Origin of the sequence: Micromonospora musae, from assembly GCF_003626635.1 — a bacterium.
Lineage (GTDB): Bacteria > Actinomycetota > Actinomycetes > Mycobacteriales > Micromonosporaceae > Micromonospora > Micromonospora musae.
The window spans coordinates 35,547-55,027 of record NZ_RAZT01000007.1; the positions used below are offsets into that span (position 1 = coordinate 35,547).

Genomic DNA, 19,481 nt, shown 5'->3' on the forward strand with positions numbered 1-19,481 from the left:
GGCGCACGGCTGCGGCACGCCGAGGTCGGATGATCGCGCCCGGGTGGTGGAGCTGGTCTCCGCCGGGATGGTCGGGTTTCTCTGGGGCGGGTGCGTTCGCGGCGGGCAGCGGGCGATCAGCGGTAGGGGCAACATGGGGCGATGGAGCTGATCTCGATCGAGGACGTCCGGGCCGCCGCGACCGACATCGCCGGCACCGTGACCCGTACCCCGCTGCTGCCCGCGCCGTGGGACGCCCAGGTGTGGCTCAAACCGGAGAGCCTGCAACCGGTCGGGTCGTTCAAGCTGCGCGGCGCCACACACGCGGTCACCCGGCTCGACCCGGTGGTCCGCGCCCGCGGCGTGGTCACCCACTCGTCCGGCAACCACGGGCAGGCGCTGGCGTACGCGGCCCGCTCGGCGGGCGCGCCCTGCACGGTGGTGGTGCCGGAGGGCGCGCCGCTCGTGAAGGTCGACCGGATCCGGGCGTACGGCGCCGAGGTCGTGCTCGTCCCGCCCGCCCGGCGGCTCATCGAGGCGGAGCGGATCGTGGCGGAGACCGGCGGTGCGCTGGTGCCGCCCTTCGACGATCCGCACGTCATCGCCGGTCAGGGCACCGTCGGGCTGGAGATCGTCGATGACCTTCCCGAGGTGGACGTGGTGCTGGTGCCGGTGGGCGGCGGTGGGCTCGCCTCCGGCGTGGCCACGGCGGTGAAGGCGCTGCGCCCGTCGGCCGCGGTGATCGGCGTCGAACCACTGCTCGCCGCCGACGCCCGGGAATCGCTCGCCGTCGACTCGGTGGTGGTGTGGGACGTCGAGCGGACCCACCGGACGAGCGCCGACGGGCTGCGCACGAACCTCTCCGAGCTGACCTTCGCGCACCTGCGGGAACGTCTCGACGGCATCGTGACCGTGACCGAGGAGGAGATCGCGGCCGCGATGGGGCGTCTGGTGCGCGACGCCCGGCTGGTGGCGGAGCCGAGCGGGGCGGTCGCGCTCGCCGCCCGGCTCTTCCACCGCGACGAACTGCCCCAGGGCCGCACGGCCGTCGTGGTCACCGGCGGGAACGCCGACCCGAGCGTGCTGGCCGGGGTGCTGACCGACGGGCCGGGCTGACGGCGACTGTGGCATCGGGAAGGGGCCCTCGGGCGAGGGCCCCTTCCCCGCACGTCAGGCGCGACCGAGCCGATCGAGGATCCAGGCGTTGATGAACGCCTCCTCGCGCCAGGAGTCGTACCGTCCGCTCGGGCCGCCGTGGCCCGCGCCCATCTCGGTCTTCAGCAGGTAGTCGCCCTGCGGCGCGGTGGCCCGCAGTCGCGCGATCCACTTCGCCGGCTCGTGGTACAGCACCCGGGTGTCGTTCAGGCTGGTCACCGCGAGGATCGCCGGATAGTCGACGGCCGTCACGTTCTCGTACGGCGTGTACGACTTCATGTACGCGTACACCTCGGGATCGTCGAGCGGGTTGCCCCACTCCTCCCACTCGGTGACGGTCAACGGCAGCGACGGGTCGAGGATCGAGGTGAGCGCGTCCACGAAGGGCACCTGCGCGACGATCCCCGCGAAGGCGTCCGGGGCGATGTTGGCGACCGCGCCCATCAGCAGCCCGCCGGCGGACGCGCCGCGCGCCACCAGCCGGTCGTCCGCCGTCCAGCCCGACTCGACGAGGTGCCGGGCGCAGGCCACGAAGTCGGTGAAGGTGTTCTTCTTGGCCAGCAGCTTGCCCTGCTCGTACCAGCGCCGGCCCAGCTCGCCGCCGCCCCGGATGTGCGCCACCGCGAAGACGACTCCCCGGTCCAGCAGGGAGAGCCGGGCCACCGAGAACCACGGGTCCATGCTCGCCTCGTACGAGCCGTAGCCGTAGAGCTCGCAGGGGGCGGAGCCGTCGCGCGGGGTGCCCTTGCGCAGGACCAGCGAGATCGGTATGCGGGTGCCGTCGTCGGCGAGCGCCCAGTCCCGGTGCTGCTCGTAGGCGTCCGGGTCGTACGGCCGCCCGTCCGGCCCGGGAAGCACCGGCTTCTGCTTGCGCAGCACCATCTGCCGGGTCACCAGGTCGTAGTCGTAGACCGAGTCCGGGGTGATCAGCGAGGAGTAGTGCAGCCGGATCCGCCCCGTCCGGTACTCGGGGTTCGCGTCCAGGCCGACGCTGTAGAGCGGCTCGGGGAAGTCGATGTCGTACCCGTCGCCGCCGCCGATCGGCAGCACCCGCAGCCCGGTCAGCCCGTCCGTACGAAGCGAGACCACCAGGTGGTTCTCGAACGCGTCCACCGCCTCCAGCCGGGTACCGGGGGAGTGCTCGATGAGCGGCACCCAGTCGCCCGGCGTGTCCGCCGAGGTGTACGCCAGCGCGAAGTCCTCCGCGCCGTCGTTGTGCAGGATCAGGAAGCGGTGGCCGTGGTGCTCCACCGTGTACTCGACGCCCTGCCGGCGGGGCGCGACGGCGGCCGGCAGCCCCGTCGGGTTGCCGGCCGGGATCACCAGCACCTCACTGGTGATCTTGCTGTGGATGTCGATGACGATGAACTTCTCGGAACGGGTCAGCTCGACGCCGACCCAGAACCGCTCGTCGTCCTCCTGGTGCACCACCACGTCCTCGGCGGAGGGCGAGCCGATGGTGTGCCGCCAGACCCGGTACGGCCGCCAGGCGTCGTCCACGGTGACGTAGAAGAGCACCGACGCGTCGCTGGACCAGGCGGAGCCGTAGAAGGTGTCCGGCACCTCGTCGGGGAGCAGCTCGCCGGTGGTCAGGTCCTTGACCCGCAGGGTGAACCGCTCGTCCCCGGAGAAGTCCGTCGAGTACGCGAGCCAGCGTCCGTCCGGGCTCACGTCGAACGCGCCGAGCGCGAAGAAGTCGTGCCCCTCGGCCAGCTGGTTGCCGTCGAGCAGCACCTCCTCGCCGTCGAGCGGTGCGCCGTCGACGCTCACCGGCGGCTCGGTCTCGCCGTCGCGAACGGCGCGCCGACACTGCACGCCGTACTGCTGCCCCTCGACCGTGCGGGCGTAGTACCAGTAGCCGCCCTTGCGGGTCGGCACCGACAGGTCCGTCTCCTGGGTGCGCCGCCGGGTCTCCTCGAACAGCTGCTCGCGGAGCTCGGCCAGGTGTGCCGTGCGCGCCTCGGTGTAGTCGTTCTCGGCCGTCAGGTAGGCGATCGTCTCGGGGTCGTCCTTGGTCGCCAGCCAGGCGTACTCGTCGATGACGGTGTCGCCGTGGTGCTTGCGCTCGGCGGGCACCCGCTTGGCCTGGGGCGGGGAAGTGTCGGTGGTCACGGCCGCCACGTTACCGGCCGAGCAGCGATCGTCGCCGGGTACGCGCACCGCCTCCGCCGCGATTCCCCACCACGGCATTCGAACACATGTACGATGACCGGCATGGCGGCTGCAGCGAGTTCGATCGACAGGTCCGGAGCGCTCGAGATCACCCAACGGCTCACGGAGATCTGCGGCCCGCCGTTCGCCCGGTTCGCCGGCCCGGCCGACGAGGTGGCCGGGCGCGCCGCCCGCTGGGTCGCGGTGCCGGGCGGCCCGCAGGCGGCGGCCGAGGTGCTCCGGCTCGCAGCGAGGCACGGTCTCACGGTGGTTCCCCGGGGCGCCGGCACCAAGATCGACTGGGGTGCGGCACCGGAGCAGGTCGACATCATGCTCGACACCGGCCGGCTCGCCGGGATCGGCCACGAGCCGGTCGGTGCGGCCGTGGCCGAGGTGGGGGCCGGCACACCGCTGCGGGCGGTGCAGGCGACGCTCGACCGCACCGGCCAGCGGCTCGCCGTCGACGCGCCCTCGCCCGGTGCGACCCTGGGCGGCGTGCTCGCCGCGGGCGAGGCCGGGCCGCTGCGGCACCGGCACGGCACGCCCTGCGACCAGCTGGTCGGCGTGCGCTACCTGACCGCCGACGGCGAGCTGGTCAGCGCCGGCGGTGGCGCGCCCGGGCTCGACCTGGCGCGCCTGCTCTGCGGATCGCAGGGGGCGCTCGGCGTGCTGGTCTCGGCCACGCTGCGGGTGCAGGCCGTGCCGGCCACCCGACTCTGGGTCTCCCGTCCGGTCTGGACGCCGCTCGAGGTGCACGACCTGGTGCGCACGATCCTCGCCGCGCGCCTCGATCCGGCCGCGATCGAGCTGGACCTACCCGCCCTGCCCCGGCCCCGTCGCCCGATCGACCCGACCGGTCCGGCCGCTGCGGCCCGCGCTCGCCACCCCTCGATGGGTGGGCGGGCGGACGCCCCGCCCCGGGCGGGCAGCGTCGTGGTGCTGCTCGAAGGTGGTCCGGCGGAGGCCGTCGAGCGGGCCGAACGCCTGGTGTCCCTTCTCGACGGCGCCCTGGTCGCCCACTCGGCCCCGCCGTGGTGGCGGCGTTACCCGTTCGGGCCGGGCGACACCGCGTTGCGGATAGAGGTGCCGATCACCGACCTGCATGCGGCCGTCTACGCGCTGCGTGACGCGGCGGGTGCCCCGGTGCCCGTACGCGGCTCCGCCGGCCTCGGCGTGGTGCACGCGGCGCTGCCCGGCTCGCTCCCCGCCGACCGGATCGCCTCGATCCTGGCCGCCGTCCGGGGCGTGCTGCTGGCGCGCAAGGGGCGGTGCGTGGTCCTGTCGGCGCCCACCCCGGTGCGCCGCGCGGTCGACCTCTGGGGCGAGCTGACCGGGCTGCCCCGGCTGCGCGCCGCGAAGGCGCACCTCGACCCGCACCACCGGCTCGCCCCCGGCCGCCTCCCCGGCGGCGGCTGACCCCACCGTGAACTCTGGTCCTTGATCGACTCGGGATCCTTGAAGTCGGGCTGTCCGTACGACTCGGACACCCCGACCTCAGGGAAGACGAGTCGATCAAGCCGCGCGGGCGAGCCGCACTTCCGGGCCGGCTCCCGTCATGGACGGGCGAGTTCCGTCCTGGATTTGCCCGGCGGAGTCAGTCGAGCCACCAGCGGTGCATGTCGGCGGCGACCGGGGTGAACCGGATGATCAGGAGCAGCGTCGTGACGCCCGCGCCGACCAGCAGAAGCGTCCGGACGCGCCGGGAGAGCAGGTCGGTGTCCCGGGCGGCCACCGCCGCGGCGTAGACCGCCATCGGCAGGGTGAGCACGGCGCCCACCACGTACAGGAGCGAGACGGCGGCGTACAGCCAGAAGAACGGGTTCGCGGCGTGCAGGCCGTACGGAACAAGATCCTTCGGGTCGTACGCCCCGGTCAGCATCTCGGCCGGGCCGACTCCGGCGGTCGCCATCCGTCCGACGTAGAGCGCCGCGACCACGACGAAGGCGACGGCCACCGCCAACTGGGCGACCAGGACGGTACGGACCAGTCGCGGCACGCCGGCGACAGCATTCACGGCAGTCGACATACGGGCCAACCTACGGCCCGCCGCCCGTCCGCGGTGCCCGCGTCGAGCCCGTGGAGCGACCCCGGTCCTTGATCGACTCGGGATCCTTGAGGTCGGGGCGTCCGTGAGCAGCGGACACCCCGACTTCAATGAAGACGAGTTGATCAAGCCACGCGCGCTGGCGCCCGGTCAGGCGGCCTCGTTGCGCAGGACGAGGATCGCGATGTCGTCGCGCGGCGCCTCGACCGAGAAGCCGAGCGCGGTGGCCCGCAGCCGGGCGGCGACCACGTCGGCCGAGTAACCGGCCAGCGGCGCGGCGGCCTCGCGGAGCCGCTCGGTGCCGAAGAGTTCCCGGCCGCGCCGCCGTTCGGTGACGCCGTCGGTGTAGAAGACCAGCGCGTCGCCCGGGGCGAGCGGCACCTCGGCGGTGGGGGTACTGATCCGGTCGAGCAGGCCGAGCGCCGTGCCGCCGGTGCCGACGAAGCCGCCCCCGCCCCCGCCGCGCAGCAGCACCGGCCGGTCGTGGCCCGCCAGGTGCAGGGAGACGTCGAGCCGGCCGCCGACGACCGGGCCGACCGCCGCGAGCGCCAACGTGCAGTACCGGCCGCCGCCCCGCTCGACCAGGGTCTCGTTGAGACGGGCCAGCACCTCGGGCAGCGGCTTGCCGTCGCCGACCAGCACGCGGATGACGTCCCGGACCAGCCCGGTGACCGCGGCGGCCTGCACGCCCTTGCCGGAGACGTCCCCGATCACCACGAGCCACCGCCCGTCCGGCAGCGGCACCACGTCGTAGAAGTCGCCGCCGACGTCGGCGTCGCCCCCGGTCGGTACGTACTCGGCCGCGAAGCCGATCCCCTCGACCACCGGCAGCACGGGCGGCAGCAGCGACTGTTGCAGCGTCTGCGCCACCCGGCGGCGCTCGGCGTGGATCCGGGCGTTCTCGATCGCCAACGCGGCCCGCCGGGCGACGTCCTCCAGCACCGCGACCTCGTCCGGGTCGTGCCGGTGCCGCTGGTGCCGGCCGACGGCCAGGGTCCCCAGCCGCTGGCCGCGGGCGATCAGCGGTACGGCGAAGCCCTCCATCGGCCCGCCCAGTGGCACCTGCGCGGCGCTGCGGGTCGCCTCGCGCAGCCGGGCCTGGACCGAGTCCGGGCCGGTCTCGGCGAGCACCTTGTGCAGCTGCGGCAGGACCGACTCGTCGGCGTGGCTGGCCGCCGCGAGCCGGAGGCGCCCCCACTCGTCGGTCGTGTGCACCGCGCACCACTGGCCCAGCCGGGGCACCACCAGCTGCGGAATCAGCGCCATGGTCAACTCGACGTCCAGCGACTGGGCGAGCAGCTCGCTCGCCTCGGCGAGGAACGTCAGCCAGGCCTGCCGGCGTACGTCGGCGCGGCGCAGCCGGTCGTTCTCCAGGTGCAGCGACAAGCGTTCGGCCGCGAGCACGGCCAGCGGCCCGGCGTACGCCGACGGCGCGGCGTCCAGCTCCAGCTCACCGGCGTAGGGGCGGTGCACGGTCAACGGCACGTGGAGCAGCTTGTTCCCCGCTCGGGGCTGCCGGCCGTAGCGGGCCAGCACCTGGGGGCCCGTGCCGTCGCCCCGGTCCAACCGGATCAGCCCGCCGGCCGCGCCGACCATCTCGGCCACCCCGGTGAGCAGGTGGGTGGCGAAGTCCGGCAGCGGATCGTCCGCGTACGCGTCGGGGCTGATCTTCATCAGCTCGCTCACCGCGGCGGCGCTCGGGGCGGCGGTGGCCGGCTGCGGGTCGCCGCTCGGTGTGCCGTGGGCGGCGTGCTCCGGCCCGGCGTCGGCATCCCCCGACCGGTCGAGCCGGAACCAGACGCCCTTGCCGGTGGGCAGGTAGGTGGTGCCCCACCGGCTGGCGAAGTGGTCGACGAGCAGCAGCCCTCGGCCGCGCTCGGCCACCTCGGTGATCTCGTCGGCCTCGTTGCGTACGCCGACGATCAGCTCCTCGACGGGACCGGACGCGAAGTCGGAGACCGTGACGGTCAGCCCGATCTCATCCGCGGTGACCTCGATGTCCAGGTCCGTGCCGGCGTGCTCCACCGCGTTGGTGGTGAGCTCGGTGGTGAGCAGCAGGGCCTCGTTGAGCAGTTCGTCCAGGTGTGCCTCGGTCAGCACCGAGCGCACGAGGGCGCGGGCCGCCGCGGGCGTACGCCGATCGGCGGGCAGGCGCACGCGCCGGACGTGCCCGTCCGGGCCCCCGGCCGTAGCGGGCCTCGTCTCCGCCGACACTCTCGTATCCTCCACCGCCACCCGGGCGACTGCCAACCCGCACCCACATCGGCACCGCTCACCGTGCTGTCGGGGCGTGGCGGGCGGCCACGCGCCCTGGCAACGGCGCGTCCGCGGGCACAATATGGGATGGCCGGCATCTCGGCACGAGCCGGTGGCCCCCGAGCTGAGACGAGGAAGAATGACCACGGTGAAGCAGTCGGTGGCGGACTCTTCCGCGCCCGACCACGAGGCTCTCCTCGATGAACTGACCGAGGCGCTGCGGCGGGTGCGCCGCGGTGATCTCAAGGTGCGGTTGCCCCGACGCGCCGGGCGGGTCGGGGAGGTCGCGGACGCCTTCAACGAGGTGGTCTCGCTCCAGGAGCGGCAGTATCTCGACCTGCGGCGGATCAGCCGGGTCGTGGGCCGGGACGGCCGGCTCACCGAGCGCCTGGACGAGGAGGGGCTGGACGGCTCCTGGGCCGAGGGGAACCGGGCGGTCAACTCGCTCATCGACGACCTGGGCCGGCCGAGCACCGAGATCGCCCGGGTGATCGTCGCGGTCGCTGACGGCGATCTCTCCCAGCACATGGCGCTGGAGATCGACGGGCGACCGCTGCGCGGTGAGTACCTGCGCATCGGGCGCACGGTCAACACGATGGTGGATCAGCTGTCGTCGTTCGCCGACGAGGTGACCCGGGTGGCTCGCGAGGTGGGCACCGAGGGCAAGTTGGGTGGCCAGGCCGACGTTCGGGGCGTCGCGGGCACCTGGAAGGACCTCACCGACTCGGTGAACACCATGGCGTCGAACCTCACCGGTCAGGTTCGGTCGATCTCCCAGGTGGCGCGGGCGGTCGCCAAGGGCGACCTGTCGCAGAAGATCACCGTCGGGGCGCGCGGTGAGGTCGCCGAGCTGGCCGACACCATGAACTCGCTCACCGACACGCTGCGGCTCTTCGCGGAACAGGTGACCCGGGTGGCCCGTGAGGTGGGCACCGAGGGGAAGCTCGGCGGTCAGGCGGAAGTGCCGAACGTGGCGGGCACCTGGAAGGACCTGACCGACAGCGTCAACTCGATGGCCTCGAACCTGACGGCGCAGGTGCGCAACATCGCCCAGGTCTCGACGGCGGTGGCGAAGGGTGACCTGTCGCAGAAGATCACGGTGGCGGCGCAGGGCGAGATCCTGGAGCTGAAGAACACCGTGAACACGATGGTGGATCAGCTGTCGTCGTTCGCCGACGAGGTGACCCGGGTGGCCCGTGAGGTGGGCATCGAGGGGAAGCTCGGTGGTCAGGCGCAGGTACGCGGCGTCTCTGGCACCTGGCGGGACCTCACCGAGAACGTGAACCAGCTCGCCGGCAACCTGACGGCGCAGGTGCGGAACATCTCACAGGTGTCGACGGCGGTGGCGAAGGGTGACCTGTCGCAGAAGATCACGGTGGACGCGCAGGGCGAGATCCTGGAGCTGAAGAACACCGTGAACACGATGGTGGATCAGCTGTCGTCGTTCGCCGACGAGGTGACCCGGGTCGCGCGTGAGGTGGGTACCGAGGGGAAGCTCGGTGGTCAGGCGCAGGTGAAGGGTGTTCTGGGTACCTGGCGGGACCTGACGGACAACGTGAACTCGATGGCGTCGAACCTGACCAGCCAGGTGCGGAACATCGCCTCGGTGACCACCGCGGTCGCGAAGGGTGACCTGTCGCAGAAGATCACGGTGGACGCCCGGGGCGAGATCCTGGAGCTGAAGTCGACGGTCAACACGATGGTGGACCAGTTGTCGTCGTTCGCCGACGAGGTGACCCGGGTGGCCCGTGAGGTGGGCACCGAGGGGAAGCTCGGCGGTCAGGCCCAGGTGCGCGGCGTCGCGGGCACCTGGCGGGACCTGACGGACAACGTGAACTCGATGGCCTCGAACCTGACGGCGCAGGTGCGCAACATCGCCCAGGTCTCGACGGCGGTGGCGAAGGGTGACCTGTCGCAGAAGATCACGGTGGACGCGCAGGGCGAGATCCTGGAGCTGAAGAACACCGTGAACACGATGGTGGATCAGCTGTCGTCGTTCGCCGACGAGGTGACCCGGGTGGCCCGTGAGGTGGGCACCGAGGGGAAGCTCGGTGGTCAGGCGCAGGTGAAGGGGGTCTCGGGTACCTGGCGGGACCTGACGGGCAACGTGAACTCGATGGCGTCGAACCTGACGGCGCAGGTGCGGAACATCGCCTCGGTGACCACCGCGGTCGCGAAGGGCGACCTCGGCCAGAAGATCACCGTGGACGCGCAGGGCGAGATCCTGGAGCTGAAGAACACCGTCAACACGATGGTGGATCAGCTCTCCTCCTTCGCCGACGAGTTGACCCGGGTCGGCCGGGAGGTCGGCATCGAGGGCAAGCTCGGTGGTCAGGCGCAGGTGAAGGGGGTCTCCGGCACCTGGCGGGACCTCACCGAGAACGTGAACCAGCTCGCCTCCACGCTCACCACCCAGCTGCGGGCCATCGCCGAGGTCTCCACCTCCGTCACCCGGGGGGATCTGACCCAGCGGATCAACGTCCAGGCGCAGGGCGAGGTCGCCGAGCTGAAGGACAACATCAACCAGATGATCGTCACCCTCCGGGAGACGACGAAGAAGAACGCCGAGCAGGGCTGGCTGGACTCGAACCTCGCCCGGATCAGCGGCCTGCTCCAGGGGCAGCGCGACCTCGGCGAGGTCTGCCGCATGATCATGGTGGAGGTGACTCCGCTGGTGGACGCGCAGCTCGGCGCGTTCTTCCTGGTGGACAACTCCGACGGCAGCATGCGGCTGCGGCTCACCGCCTCCTACGGGTACGTGGCCCGCGGGCACGACGTCACGTTCGGGCCGGGTGAGGGGCTGGTCGGCCAGGCGGCGCTCTCCCGCCGGACCATCCGGGTCAGCACCGCCCCGGACGGCTCGCTGACGCTGCGCTCCGGGCTGGCCAGCACGCCCCCGGCCGATCTCGTGGTGCTCCCCGTGCTCTTCGAGGGCGAGCTGCTCGGCGTGATCGAGTTCGCCAGCGTCGTCCCCTTCTCCGAGCTGCACCTGTCGTTCCTGGAGCGGCTGGTGCTCACCATCGGCATCGCGGTCAACACCATCCAGGCCAACCGGCGTACGGAGGAGCTGCTGGCGCAGTCGCAGCGGCTCGCGCACGAGCTCCAGGAGCAGTCGGCGGAGCTGCAGCGGACCAACGCGGAGCTGGAGGAGAAGGCCACGCTGCTCTCCGAGCAGAAGGGCAACATCGAGGTCAAGAACCGGGAGATCGAGCTTGCCCGGCTGGGCCTGGAGGAGAAGGCCCAGCAGCTCACCCGCGCCTCGGCGTACAAGTCGGAGTTCCTCGCGAACATGAGCCACGAGCTGCGTACGCCGCTGAACTCGCTGCTCCTGCTGGCCCGGCTGCTGGCGGAGAACTCGGAGCAGAACCTGACCCCGAAGCAGATCGAGTTCGCCCGGACCATCCACGGCGCGGGCTCCGACCTGCTTTCTTTGATCGACGACATCCTGGACCTGTCCAAGATCGAGGCGGGCCGGATGGACGTCGAGCCGACCGAGGTCCGGTTCGGCGACATCCGGGGCTACGTCGAGCAGGCGTTCGCCCCGCAGGCGGAGGAGAAGGGCCTCGACTTCCAGGTACGCGTGAGCAAGGACCTGCCGGGGTCCGTGGTCACCGACGCGCAGCGGTTGCAGCAGATCCTGCGCAACCTGCTCTCGAACGCGGTGAAGTTCACCGACAACGGCGCGGTGACGCTGCGGATCGCCCCGGCGGCCGAGAGCGCGGTCTTCGACGTACCGACGTTGACCAACGCGCAGCACGTGATTGCGTTCACCGTGATCGACACCGGCATCGGCATCTCGGACGACAAGCTGTCGATCATCTTCGAGGCGTTCCAGCAGGCGGACGGCACGACCAGCCGCAGGTACGGCGGTACGGGTCTCGGCCTGTCGATCAGCCGTGACCTGGCCCGCCTGCTCGGCGGCACCATCACCGTCACGTCGGCGCCGGGACAGGGCTCGACCTTCACGCTCTTCGTTCCGGACGTACTGGCCCCGGACGCGGTGGTGGCTCCGCTGCCGCCGTCGCCGGCCCGGGCCGGACTGCCGTCGTCGCTGCTCATGCCGCCGCTGGAATTGCCGGAGCCGGCCGCGGCCCCGGTCAGCCGACGGCTCGACGGGGCGACCGTGTTGATCGTCGATGACGACGTCCGGAACGTCTTCGCGCTGACGAGCGCATTGGAACTGCACGGGATGACCGTGTTGTACTCGGACAACGGGGCGGACGGCGTCCGCCTGCTCGCCGAGCACCCGGAGGTGGACATCGTGCTGATGGACGCCATGATGCCCGACCAGGACGGGTACGAGACGACCCGGCAGATCCGCCGGAACCACCGGTTCGCGGACCTGCCCATCGTCTTCCTGACCGCGAAGGCGATGCCGGGCGACCGGGAGTCCGCCCTGGCGGCCGGTGGCAGCGACTACATCACCAAGCCGGTCGACCTGGACGAGCTGATCGAACTCATGTCGTCCTGGATCAGCGGCAGCCGGACCGAGGAGAGCTCGTGACCCAGATGGCCAAGGCGCTGTTGGTGGACGACCGTCGGGAGAACCTGATGGCCCTGGAGGCGATCCTCCAGGGTCTGCCGGTCCAGGCGGTGGCGGTGGAGAGCGGTGAGGCGGCGCTCAAGCAGCTGTTGGTGGACGACTTCGCGGTGATCCTGCTGGACGCCCAGATGCCGGACATGGACGGCTTCGAGACGGCGGGCCACATCAAGCGGCGTGAGCGGACCCGGCACGTACCGATCATCTTCCTCACGGCCGCCGACCGGGACGCCCAGCTGGCCCTGCGCGGCTATCAGGTCGGCGCGGTCGACTACCTCACCAAGCCGTTCGACCCCTGGGTGCTGCGCGCCAAGGTCTCGGTCTTCGTGGAGCTGTGGGTCAAGACCCGCCAGCTGGCCGCCCAGTCCGATCTGGTGCGGGAGCGGGACACGCAGTGGCGGCTGTTGACCGACGCGGTCGACGAGGCGACGGCGCTGCTGCGCGGTGACGACCCGGAGGCCCGCGACCGCGCTGTCGAACTGCTCGAACAAGCCCGCTGGGGCACCCCCACCTGACCCACCCACCCCACGCCCACACCCCCACTCGGGGGCCGGGCGACTTGTTGATCATGAAGTTATTGCCGACATGTCGGGCATCGAGCGGCAATAACTTCATGATCAACCGAGAGATCGGCCGGGGCCAAGGCCGGGGAGGGGCGGGCTGGGGTTAGCTGGCGGGTTGGTCGTTGCGGATCATCAGGGCCGAGCGGAGGCCGGTGATGTCCAGGACGCGGAGCAGGAAATCGCCCACGTGGGTGAGGATCAGCAGGCTCTGCGCGTGACTCGCCTTGCGGCTGAGAACGACCAACGTGCCCAGCCCCTGCGAGTCGCAGAAGGTGACCCCGGCGAGGTCGAGCACGATCCGGGCCGGCGGCTCGGTGAGCACCTCGTTCACGACGGTCGATAGCTGGGCGGCCGTGAGCATGTCGATCTCACCGGCGAGGCGCAGCACGGCCTCGTCACCCGCCCGGTGTAGCGTGATGGACAGTTCGGCGCGATCCACCGGGCCAGCCTAACCCGATCTGATCGACCCGGCCCGCCGAGGAGTCGTCGCCCCGCCATCCGTTTCCCGGGTGAGCCGGGTAACCCCGGGCCGGGGTGCCTGCCGGTTCACCTGCCGGCGCTGACACAATGACGGCATCGTGACCGATACCTTTTCCGCCGGATCCGGCCGCTACCCGGCCGACGCTCCGGCCTCCGAGGCCCTCTTCGACCGCGCCCGCGCCATCGTGCCGGGCGGGGTGAACTCCCCCGTGCGCGCCTTCCGCGCGGTCGGGGGCGCCCCGCGCTTCATGGTCCGGGGGGAGGGCCCGTGGCTCTACGACGCCGACGACCGGCGCTACGTCGACCTGGTCTGCTCCTGGGGCCCGCTGATCCTCGGTCACGCCCACCCGGAGGTGGTCGCCGCCGTGCAGGCCGCCGCCGCCCTCGGCACCAGCTTCGGCACGCCGACGCCGGGTGAGGTGGAGCTGGCCGCCGAGATCGTGGACCGGACCCCGGTCGAGCAGGTCAGGCTGGTCAACTCCGGCACCGAGGCCACCATGTCGGCGATCCGGCTGGCCCGGGGCTTCACCGGCCGATCCAAGATCGTCAAGTTCGCCGGCTGCTACCACGGACACGTGGACGCGCTGCTCGCCGCCGCCGGCTCCGGCGTGGCCACCCTCGGCCTGCCCGACTCGCCCGGCGTCACCGGCGCGGCGGCGAGCGAGACCATCGTGCTGCCGTACAACGACCTGCGCGCGGTGGAGGAGGCCTTCGCCGCCGAGGGACAGCACATCGCGGCGATCATCACCGAGGCGGCCGCCGGCAACATGGGCGTGGTCGCCCCGCGTGACGGCTTCAACCAGGAGCTGGCCCGCATCGCGCACGCACACGGCGCGCTGCTCGTCGTCGACGAGGTGATGACCGGGTTCCGGGTCTCCCGCTCCGGCTGGCACGGCCTCGACCCGTCCGACGCGGACCTCTGGACGTACGGCAAGGTCATGGGGGGCGGCCTGCCCGCGGCGGCGTTCGGCGGCCGTGCGGAGATCATGGCCCGGCTCGCCCCGGCCGGCCCGGTCTACCAGGCCGGCACGCTCTCCGGTAACCCGTTGGCCTGCGCCGCCGGCCTGGCCACCCTGCGGCTGGCCGACGACGCGCTCTACCGCAAGCTGGACGACACGGCCGCCTTCGTGGGCAAGCTGGCGTCCGACGCGCTGGCCGCCGCGGGGGTCGCGCACCGGCTGTCGTACGCGGGCAGCATGTTCTCGATCTTCTTCACCGACGCCGACGTGGTCGACTACGACAGCGCGCGGACTCAGCACGTGCCGGCGTTCAAGGCGTTCTTCCACGCCATGCTCGCCGCGGGTGTCTACCTGCCGCCGAGCGCGTTCGAGTCCTGGTTCGTCTCGGCGGCGCTGGACGACGCCGCCCTGGAACAGATCGCCTCGGCGTTGCCGAGCGCGGCGCGGGCAGCGGCAGCGGCGGGTCACGGGGGGTAGGTGCGGTGAGCAGTACGGTCGTTCACGTGCTCCGGCACGGTGAGGTGCACAATCCGGACAAGATCCTCTATGGGCGGCTGCCCGGTTACCGCCTCTCCGAGCTCGGTGTGCAGATGGCCAAGGCCGCCGCGCAGGGGCTCGCCGAGCGGAACGTCGTGCACGTCGTCGCCAGCCCGCTGGAGCGCGCGCAGCAGACCGCCGAGCCCATCGCCGGGCAGTTCGGGCTGCCGGTCGGGGTGGACGAGCGGCTCATCGAGAGCGCCAACTGGTTCGAGGGCAAGCGGGTCTCCCCGGGTGACGGATCGTTCCGTGACCCGCGTAACTGGTGGGTGCTCCGCGACCCGATCACCCCTTCGTGGGGCGAGGCGTACCAGGCGATCGCGGAGCGGATGTTCGCCGCGCTGCACGCCGCCCGAATCGCCGCCGAGGGGCGTGAGGCGGTGCTGGTCTCGCACCAGCTGCCGATCTGGACGCTGCGCCGGTACGTCGAGCGCAAGCGGCTCTGGCACGACCCGCGCCGGCGGCAGTGCTCCCTGGCCAGCCTCACCTCCTTCCACTTCGACGGGGCGAAGGTGGCCGGCATCGGCTACTCCGAACCCGCCGCGCACCTGGTCGCCATGTCGCCGACCGCCCGGACGGCCAAGGGGGCCTGATGACGCGCGCCCGGAGGTGGACCGCCGGTCTGCTCGCCACCGTCGCCGCGGTGGCGCTCGCCGGTTGCACCTCGCCCAGCGAGGAGAAGGCCTGCGGTACCAGCCCGGAAGGCGTCATCGAGTGCGCGCCCGACCAGCGGTCGGCACCCCCGAAGGTCGCCGGTGAGCTGCTCACCGGTGGGAACTACGACGTCTCCCAGGCCCGGGGCCAGGTGGTCGTACTCAACTTCTGGGGCTCGTGGTGCGCGCCGTGCCGGGCCGAGGCCGACGACCTGGAGGCCACCTACCAGGCGACCAAGGCCAGCGGAGTGACCTTCCTGGGCATCAACGTCCAGGACAACAAGGACAAGGCGCTCGCGTTCGAGCAGAGCTTCGGGGTCACCTACCAGAGCCTCTTCGACCCGGCCAGCCGGATGGCGCTCGCTCTGGACATCCCGCCGAACACCATCCCGGCGACGGTGGTGCTCGATCGTGAGGGCCGGATCGCGGTGGTGATCCGGGCCGCGGTCAAGCAGGAGGGCCTGAAGCCGATAGTCGAGCGGATCGCCGCCGAGCAGCCGACCAGCGGTCCGAACTGATGGGCGAGACGTTCCGGCAGGTAGCCCTCTCCGGGCCGCTGCTGCTCGCCATCGGCGCGGCGGTGCTCGCCGGCGTCGTGAGCTTCCTCTCCCCGTGCGTGCTCCCGCTGGTCCCCGGCTACCTCTCCTACGTCACCGGCCTGGCCGGCGCCGACCTGGAGGGCCGGGCGCGGCAGACGCCGCCGGTGGGTGGCGTCGACGTGCCGGACGGCGGCGGCTCCGGCGGCGGGGTCGCCGTCGCGGCGCCCCGCCTGGCGACCCCCCGCAGCGCGGTGGCCGCGGTCAAGGGCCGGGTGCTCGCCGGGACGATGCTCTTCATCGCCGGTTTCACCGTGGTCTTCACCGCCACCGCGGTCCTCTTCGCCAGCGTGGGGAAGGTCTTCTTCGAGTACGAGCGGACGCTGGAGATCGTCATCGGGGCGCTGATCATCCTGATGGGGCTCGCCTTCGTCGGCATCGTCCCCGGTATGCAGCGCGAGTTCCGGATCCACCGGCTGCCGGCCGCCGGCCTGCTCGGGGCGCCCGTCTTCGGCGCGGTCTTCGCGCTCAGCTGGGTGCCGTGCGTCGGCCCGACGCTCGCCGCGGTCACCGGGATGGCCACGGTCAGCGGGCAGGTCGACCGGGCCGTGGTGCTCGCCGTGGCGTACTGCCTGGGGCTGGGGATCCCGTTCGTCGTCTTCGGGCTGGGTTTCCAGCGGCTGCTCGGGGTGTTCCGCGCCATCCGCCGGAACAGCCGCTGGGTCACCCGGGTCGGCGGCGCACTGCTGATCGTGATCGGCCTCGCGCTGGTCACCGGCGGTTGGACGAACGTCGTGATCTGGCTGCAGACCACCGTCGGCGTTGGTGAGGTGAGCATCTGATGACCGTCCTGGACGAGCGGCCCGCTCCCCCGGCCGAGGCGCCGCGTCGCCGCCCGAACCGTCTGCTGGCCCTGCTGCGCAACTCGTGGCGGCAGCTGACCAGCATGCGTACGGCGCTGGTGCTGCTCTTCCTGCTCGCGATCGCGGCGATTCCGGGCTCGGTGCTCCCGCAGCGCAACGTCAGCCCGGAGAAGGTCAACGAGTACTTCACCGAGCACCCCGACCTGGCACCGAGGCTGGACCAGATCGGCGGCTTCGACGTCTTCGGCTCGGTCTGGTTCTCGGCGATCTACCTGCTGCTCTTCACCTCGCTGATCGGCTGCATCACGCCGCGGCTGCGCGACCACTTCCGGGCCCTGCGGTCGAAGCCGCCGGCCGCGCCGAAGCGACTCGACCGGCTGCCGCAGCACTCGGTGCTGACCCTCCCGGCCGGGGGCGTGGCGGCGATCGCCGAGGTGCTGCGCCGCCGCCGCTGGCGGGTGACGGTCCGGGGCAACGAGGTCTCCGCCGAGAAGGGCTACCTCAAGGAGACCGGCAACCTGATCTTCCACACCTCGCTGCTGGTCGTCCTGGTCGGCGTCGCGCTCGGCCACTGGTACGGCTGGAGCGGCAACCGGCTGCTCGTCGCCGGCGAGGACAAGTCCTTCTGCAACACCCGCCAGCAGTACGCCGAGGCGAAGCTCGGCCCGCGGGTGGACACCGGGAATCTGCCCGGCTTCTGCGTGACCCTGGACGAGTTCCACGCCCGGTTCCTCGAATCGGGGCAGCCGTCGTCCTTCAACGCCACGGTGACCGTGGACGAGCCCGGTAAGTCGACCCGGACCGCCGACTTCTCGGTCAACTCGCCGCTGCGGCTCGACGGCGCCAACCTGTACCTGCTCGGTCACGGGTACGCCCCGATCATCCGTTACACCGACCGGTACGGGCGCAGCCAGACCAGCGTGGAGCCCTTCCTCACCACCGGTGACATGGGTCTGACCAGTGAGGGGCTGGCCGCCTTTCCGGACGCCAACCTCGACCCGAAGACCGGCAAGAAGGACTCGAACCAACAGGTGGCCTTCACCGGTCTCTACCTGCCGACCGCGCCGGACGCCCCGCCGTACGTGCGCTCGGAGTATCCGACCGAGCGCAACCCGTTGCTCAACCTGGTCGCCTACCGGGGCGACCTCGGCCTGGACGCCGGCATCCCCGGCTCGGTCTACCAGCTCGACCAGCGGCAGGTCCGGATGGGCAAGGTCAAGCAGGTCGGCGACAAGGTGCTCAAGCAGGGCGAGAGCTGGAAGCTCGACGACGGCAGCACTGTCGAGTTCCTCGGCACCCGGCGCTACATCACGCTCTCCGTCCGGCACGATCCCGGCTCGGGCGTACTGCTGGTGAGCTGCGGCTTCCTGCTGGCCGGGCTGATGGGGTCGCTCTTCGGACGGCGACGTCGGGTCTTCTTCCGGGTGACGTCCGGTGGATCCGCGGACCCCACAGGCGAAACTCCGACGGCCGGTAGTAGTTTGGTCGAGGCCGGTGGGTTGCCGCGCACCGACTATCCAGGGTTCGTCGACGAGTTCGCGCAGCTCGTCGCCGCGGTCAGCGGTGACGGGCGGCCGGACGAGCGGGCCGGCACGGATCGCGACGGAAGCGATCGGGCCGGGATGCGGGAAGGGACCGACTGATGTCCGCACTCTCCGACCAGCTGGTGACGTTCGCGATCCTGGCGTACCTGGTCGCGATGATCAGTCACGCCGTCGAGTTCGCCCTCGGCAACGGCCGGGTCCGGGCCGCCGCGGCACCCCAGCGGGAACGGGAGCTGGTGGGCGCCGGTGCCGGCGCGCCCGGTGGGATGATCGTCAAGTCCGCCGAGCCGACGCCGCCGGTGACGCCCGTGGCCGACCGCGCCGCCGGTCGGGCCCGGCTGGCCGGTCTGGTTGCCGTGGTGGCCACCGCGGTCGCCGCCGTGCTGCACCTCGTCGCACTGGTCACCCGCGGCCTCGCCGCAGACCGGATGCCGTGGGGCAACATGTACGAGTTCGTGCTCACGGTTACCTTCATCGGTGTCGCCGCCTGGCTGGTGGTGCTCGTCAAGCGGCCGTCGCTGCGCAAGCTCGGCCTCTTCCTCACCCTGGTGATGGTGCTGCTGGTGGCCACCGCCGAGCTGGTGCTCTACGTGCCGGTGGTGCCGCTGGTCCCGGCGTTGAACTCGTACTGGTTCGTCGTCCACGTCTCGACCATCGTGTTCAGCTCCGGCATCTTCCTGCTCGGCGTGGTGCCGGCGGTGGCGTTCCTGATGCGCCGCGGGTACGAGGCGGGCAAGCGCAGCTTCCCGTACACCCTGGCCAAGCGGCTGCCGGCGGCGGCCGCGCTGGAGCGGCTCACCTTCGTGCTGCACGCCTTCTCGTTCCCGATCTTCACCTTCGCGGTGATCGCCGGGGCGATCTGGGCCGAGGCGGCCTGGGGCCGCCCGTGGGGCTGGGACCCGAAGGAGACCTGGGCGTTCATCTCCTGGGTGGTGTACGCGGGCTACCTGCACGCCCGGGCCACCCCGAGCGTCAAGCGGAACGTGGCGACCTGGATCGCCGTGCTCGGCTTCTTCACCATGCTGATGAACCTGTTCGGGGTGAACATCTTCTTCACCGGCCTGCACTCGTACGGCGGCCTCTGAACCGAGGCGCTACGCGGGCGGGTGGCGGCCACGTGATCGGCCGCCCCGCCTGCTGAGCAGCTCGTCGATCCGTAGGGGGTCGGTCCGCGCGGGGCTGGGTCGGTCCGCGCGGGGCTGGGTCGGTCCGCGCGGGGCT

Annotated in this window: 14 protein-coding genes; 10 read left to right on the forward strand and 4 right to left on the reverse strand. The window is 71.8% G+C overall.

The features are described from left to right. Positions 1-141: 141 nt before the first annotated feature. Positions 142-1,095: a threonine ammonia-lyase gene (locus D7044_RS14765; RefSeq protein ID WP_120689294.1), complete on the forward strand. Its 954-nt coding sequence runs from the start codon at positions 142-144 to the stop codon at positions 1,093-1,095. 54 nt (positions 1,096-1,149) lie between these two features. Here the strand turns inward: D7044_RS14765 and D7044_RS14770 are convergent, their stop codons facing one another. After that, complete coding sequence (locus tag D7044_RS14770) at positions 1,150-3,246, reverse strand: S9 family peptidase (protein WP_120689450.1); 2,097 nt, start codon at positions 3,244-3,246, stop codon at positions 1,150-1,152. Between the two features lie 102 nt (positions 3,247-3,348). On the opposite strand from D7044_RS14770, the gene D7044_RS14775 reads away from it, so the two are divergent. After that, on the forward strand, positions 3,349-4,701 hold the full coding sequence (locus D7044_RS14775; RefSeq protein WP_120689295.1) for an FAD-binding oxidoreductase: 1,353 nt from the start codon (positions 3,349-3,351) through the stop codon (positions 4,699-4,701). Positions 4,702-4,879: 178 nt separating this feature from the next. Here the strand turns inward: D7044_RS14775 and D7044_RS14780 are convergent, their stop codons facing one another. Continuing rightward, entirely contained in the window at positions 4,880-5,311 is a 432-nt protein-coding gene (locus tag D7044_RS14780) for a hypothetical protein (protein WP_147434670.1), read from the reverse strand. Between the two features lie 168 nt (positions 5,312-5,479). Beyond that, positions 5,480-7,543, reverse strand: coding sequence for a SpoIIE family protein phosphatase (locus D7044_RS14785; protein WP_120689297.1), 2,064 nt, complete (start codon positions 7,541-7,543; stop codon positions 5,480-5,482). 181 nt (positions 7,544-7,724) lie between these two features. On the opposite strand from D7044_RS14785, the gene D7044_RS14790 reads away from it, so the two are divergent. Together D7044_RS14790 and D7044_RS14795 are read left to right on the forward strand one after the other, a co-directional pair. Continuing rightward, entirely contained in the window at positions 7,725-12,089 is a 4,365-nt protein-coding gene (locus tag D7044_RS14790; protein WP_120673766.1) for a HAMP domain-containing protein, read from the forward strand. Next, positions 12,086-12,640 (forward strand): response regulator, encoded by a 555-nt coding sequence (locus D7044_RS14795; RefSeq protein WP_120673765.1) that lies wholly within the window; start codon positions 12,086-12,088, stop codon positions 12,638-12,640. Before D7044_RS14790 ends, D7044_RS14795 begins: the two co-directional genes overlap by 4 nt. Before the next feature lie 151 nt (positions 12,641-12,791). On the opposite strand, the gene D7044_RS14800 is transcribed toward D7044_RS14795, so the two are convergent. Then, positions 12,792-13,127 (reverse strand): STAS domain-containing protein, encoded by a 336-nt coding sequence (locus D7044_RS14800; RefSeq protein WP_120673764.1) that lies wholly within the window; start codon positions 13,125-13,127, stop codon positions 12,792-12,794. Positions 13,128-13,266: 139 nt separating this feature from the next. Here D7044_RS14800 and hemL point away from each other — a divergent pair, with 139 nt between their 5' ends. Genes hemL through ccsB form a run of 6 tightly spaced genes read left to right on the forward strand, consistent with a single transcriptional unit; the run spans position 13,267 to position 19,345 of the window. Then, positions 13,267-14,604, forward strand: a complete 1,338-nt coding sequence (gene hemL / locus D7044_RS14805; protein ID WP_120673763.1) for a glutamate-1-semialdehyde 2,1-aminomutase — start codon at positions 13,267-13,269, stop codon at positions 14,602-14,604. A 5-nt stretch (positions 14,605-14,609) separates the two neighbouring features. Further along, on the forward strand, positions 14,610-15,257 hold the full coding sequence (locus tag D7044_RS14810) for a histidine phosphatase family protein (protein ID WP_120673762.1): 648 nt from the start codon (positions 14,610-14,612) through the stop codon (positions 15,255-15,257). Further along, a complete protein-coding gene (locus D7044_RS14815; RefSeq protein WP_120673761.1) occupies positions 15,257-15,835 on the forward strand; it encodes a TlpA family protein disulfide reductase in 579 nt (192 codons plus the stop codon). The genes D7044_RS14810 and D7044_RS14815 overlap by 1 nt, the downstream gene beginning before the upstream one ends. Beyond that, on the forward strand, positions 15,835-16,695 hold the full coding sequence (locus tag D7044_RS14820; RefSeq protein WP_120673760.1) for a cytochrome c biogenesis CcdA family protein: 861 nt from the start codon (positions 15,835-15,837) through the stop codon (positions 16,693-16,695). The genes D7044_RS14815 and D7044_RS14820 overlap by 1 nt, the downstream gene beginning before the upstream one ends. Next, positions 16,695-18,359 carry a cytochrome c biogenesis protein ResB gene (gene resB, locus D7044_RS14825; RefSeq protein WP_120689298.1) on the forward strand — a complete coding sequence of 555 codons (1,665 nt, stop codon included), beginning with the start codon at positions 16,695-16,697 and terminating at the stop codon, positions 18,357-18,359. The genes D7044_RS14820 and resB overlap by 1 nt, the downstream gene beginning before the upstream one ends. After that, complete coding sequence (gene ccsB, locus D7044_RS14830) at positions 18,359-19,345, forward strand: c-type cytochrome biogenesis protein CcsB (RefSeq protein WP_120673758.1); 987 nt, start codon at positions 18,359-18,361, stop codon at positions 19,343-19,345. The genes resB and ccsB overlap by 1 nt, the downstream gene beginning before the upstream one ends. Positions 19,346-19,481: the final 136 nt, after the last annotated feature.

Bases quoted from the DNA above. Each gene is read 5' to 3' on its own strand.
- D7044_RS14765 (WP_120689294.1), top strand. From the start codon at position 142: ATGGAGCTGATCTCGATCGAGGACGTCCGGGCCGCCGCGACCGACATC.
- D7044_RS14775 (WP_120689295.1), top strand. From the start codon at position 3,349: ATGGCGGCTGCAGCGAGTTCGATCGACAGGTCCGGAGCGCTCGAGATC.
- D7044_RS14780 (WP_147434670.1), bottom strand. From the start codon at position 5,311: ATGTCGACTGCCGTGAATGCTGTCGCCGGCGTGCCGCGACTGGTCCGT.
- D7044_RS14790 (WP_120673766.1), top strand. From the start codon at position 7,725: ATGACCACGGTGAAGCAGTCGGTGGCGGACTCTTCCGCGCCCGACCAC.
- D7044_RS14815 (WP_120673761.1), top strand. From the start codon at position 15,257: ATGACGCGCGCCCGGAGGTGGACCGCCGGTCTGCTCGCCACCGTCGCC.
- D7044_RS14820 (WP_120673760.1), top strand. From the start codon at position 15,835: ATGGGCGAGACGTTCCGGCAGGTAGCCCTCTCCGGGCCGCTGCTGCTC.
- resB (WP_120689298.1), top strand. From the start codon at position 16,695: ATGACCGTCCTGGACGAGCGGCCCGCTCCCCCGGCCGAGGCGCCGCGT.
- ccsB (WP_120673758.1), top strand. From the start codon at position 18,359: ATGTCCGCACTCTCCGACCAGCTGGTGACGTTCGCGATCCTGGCGTAC.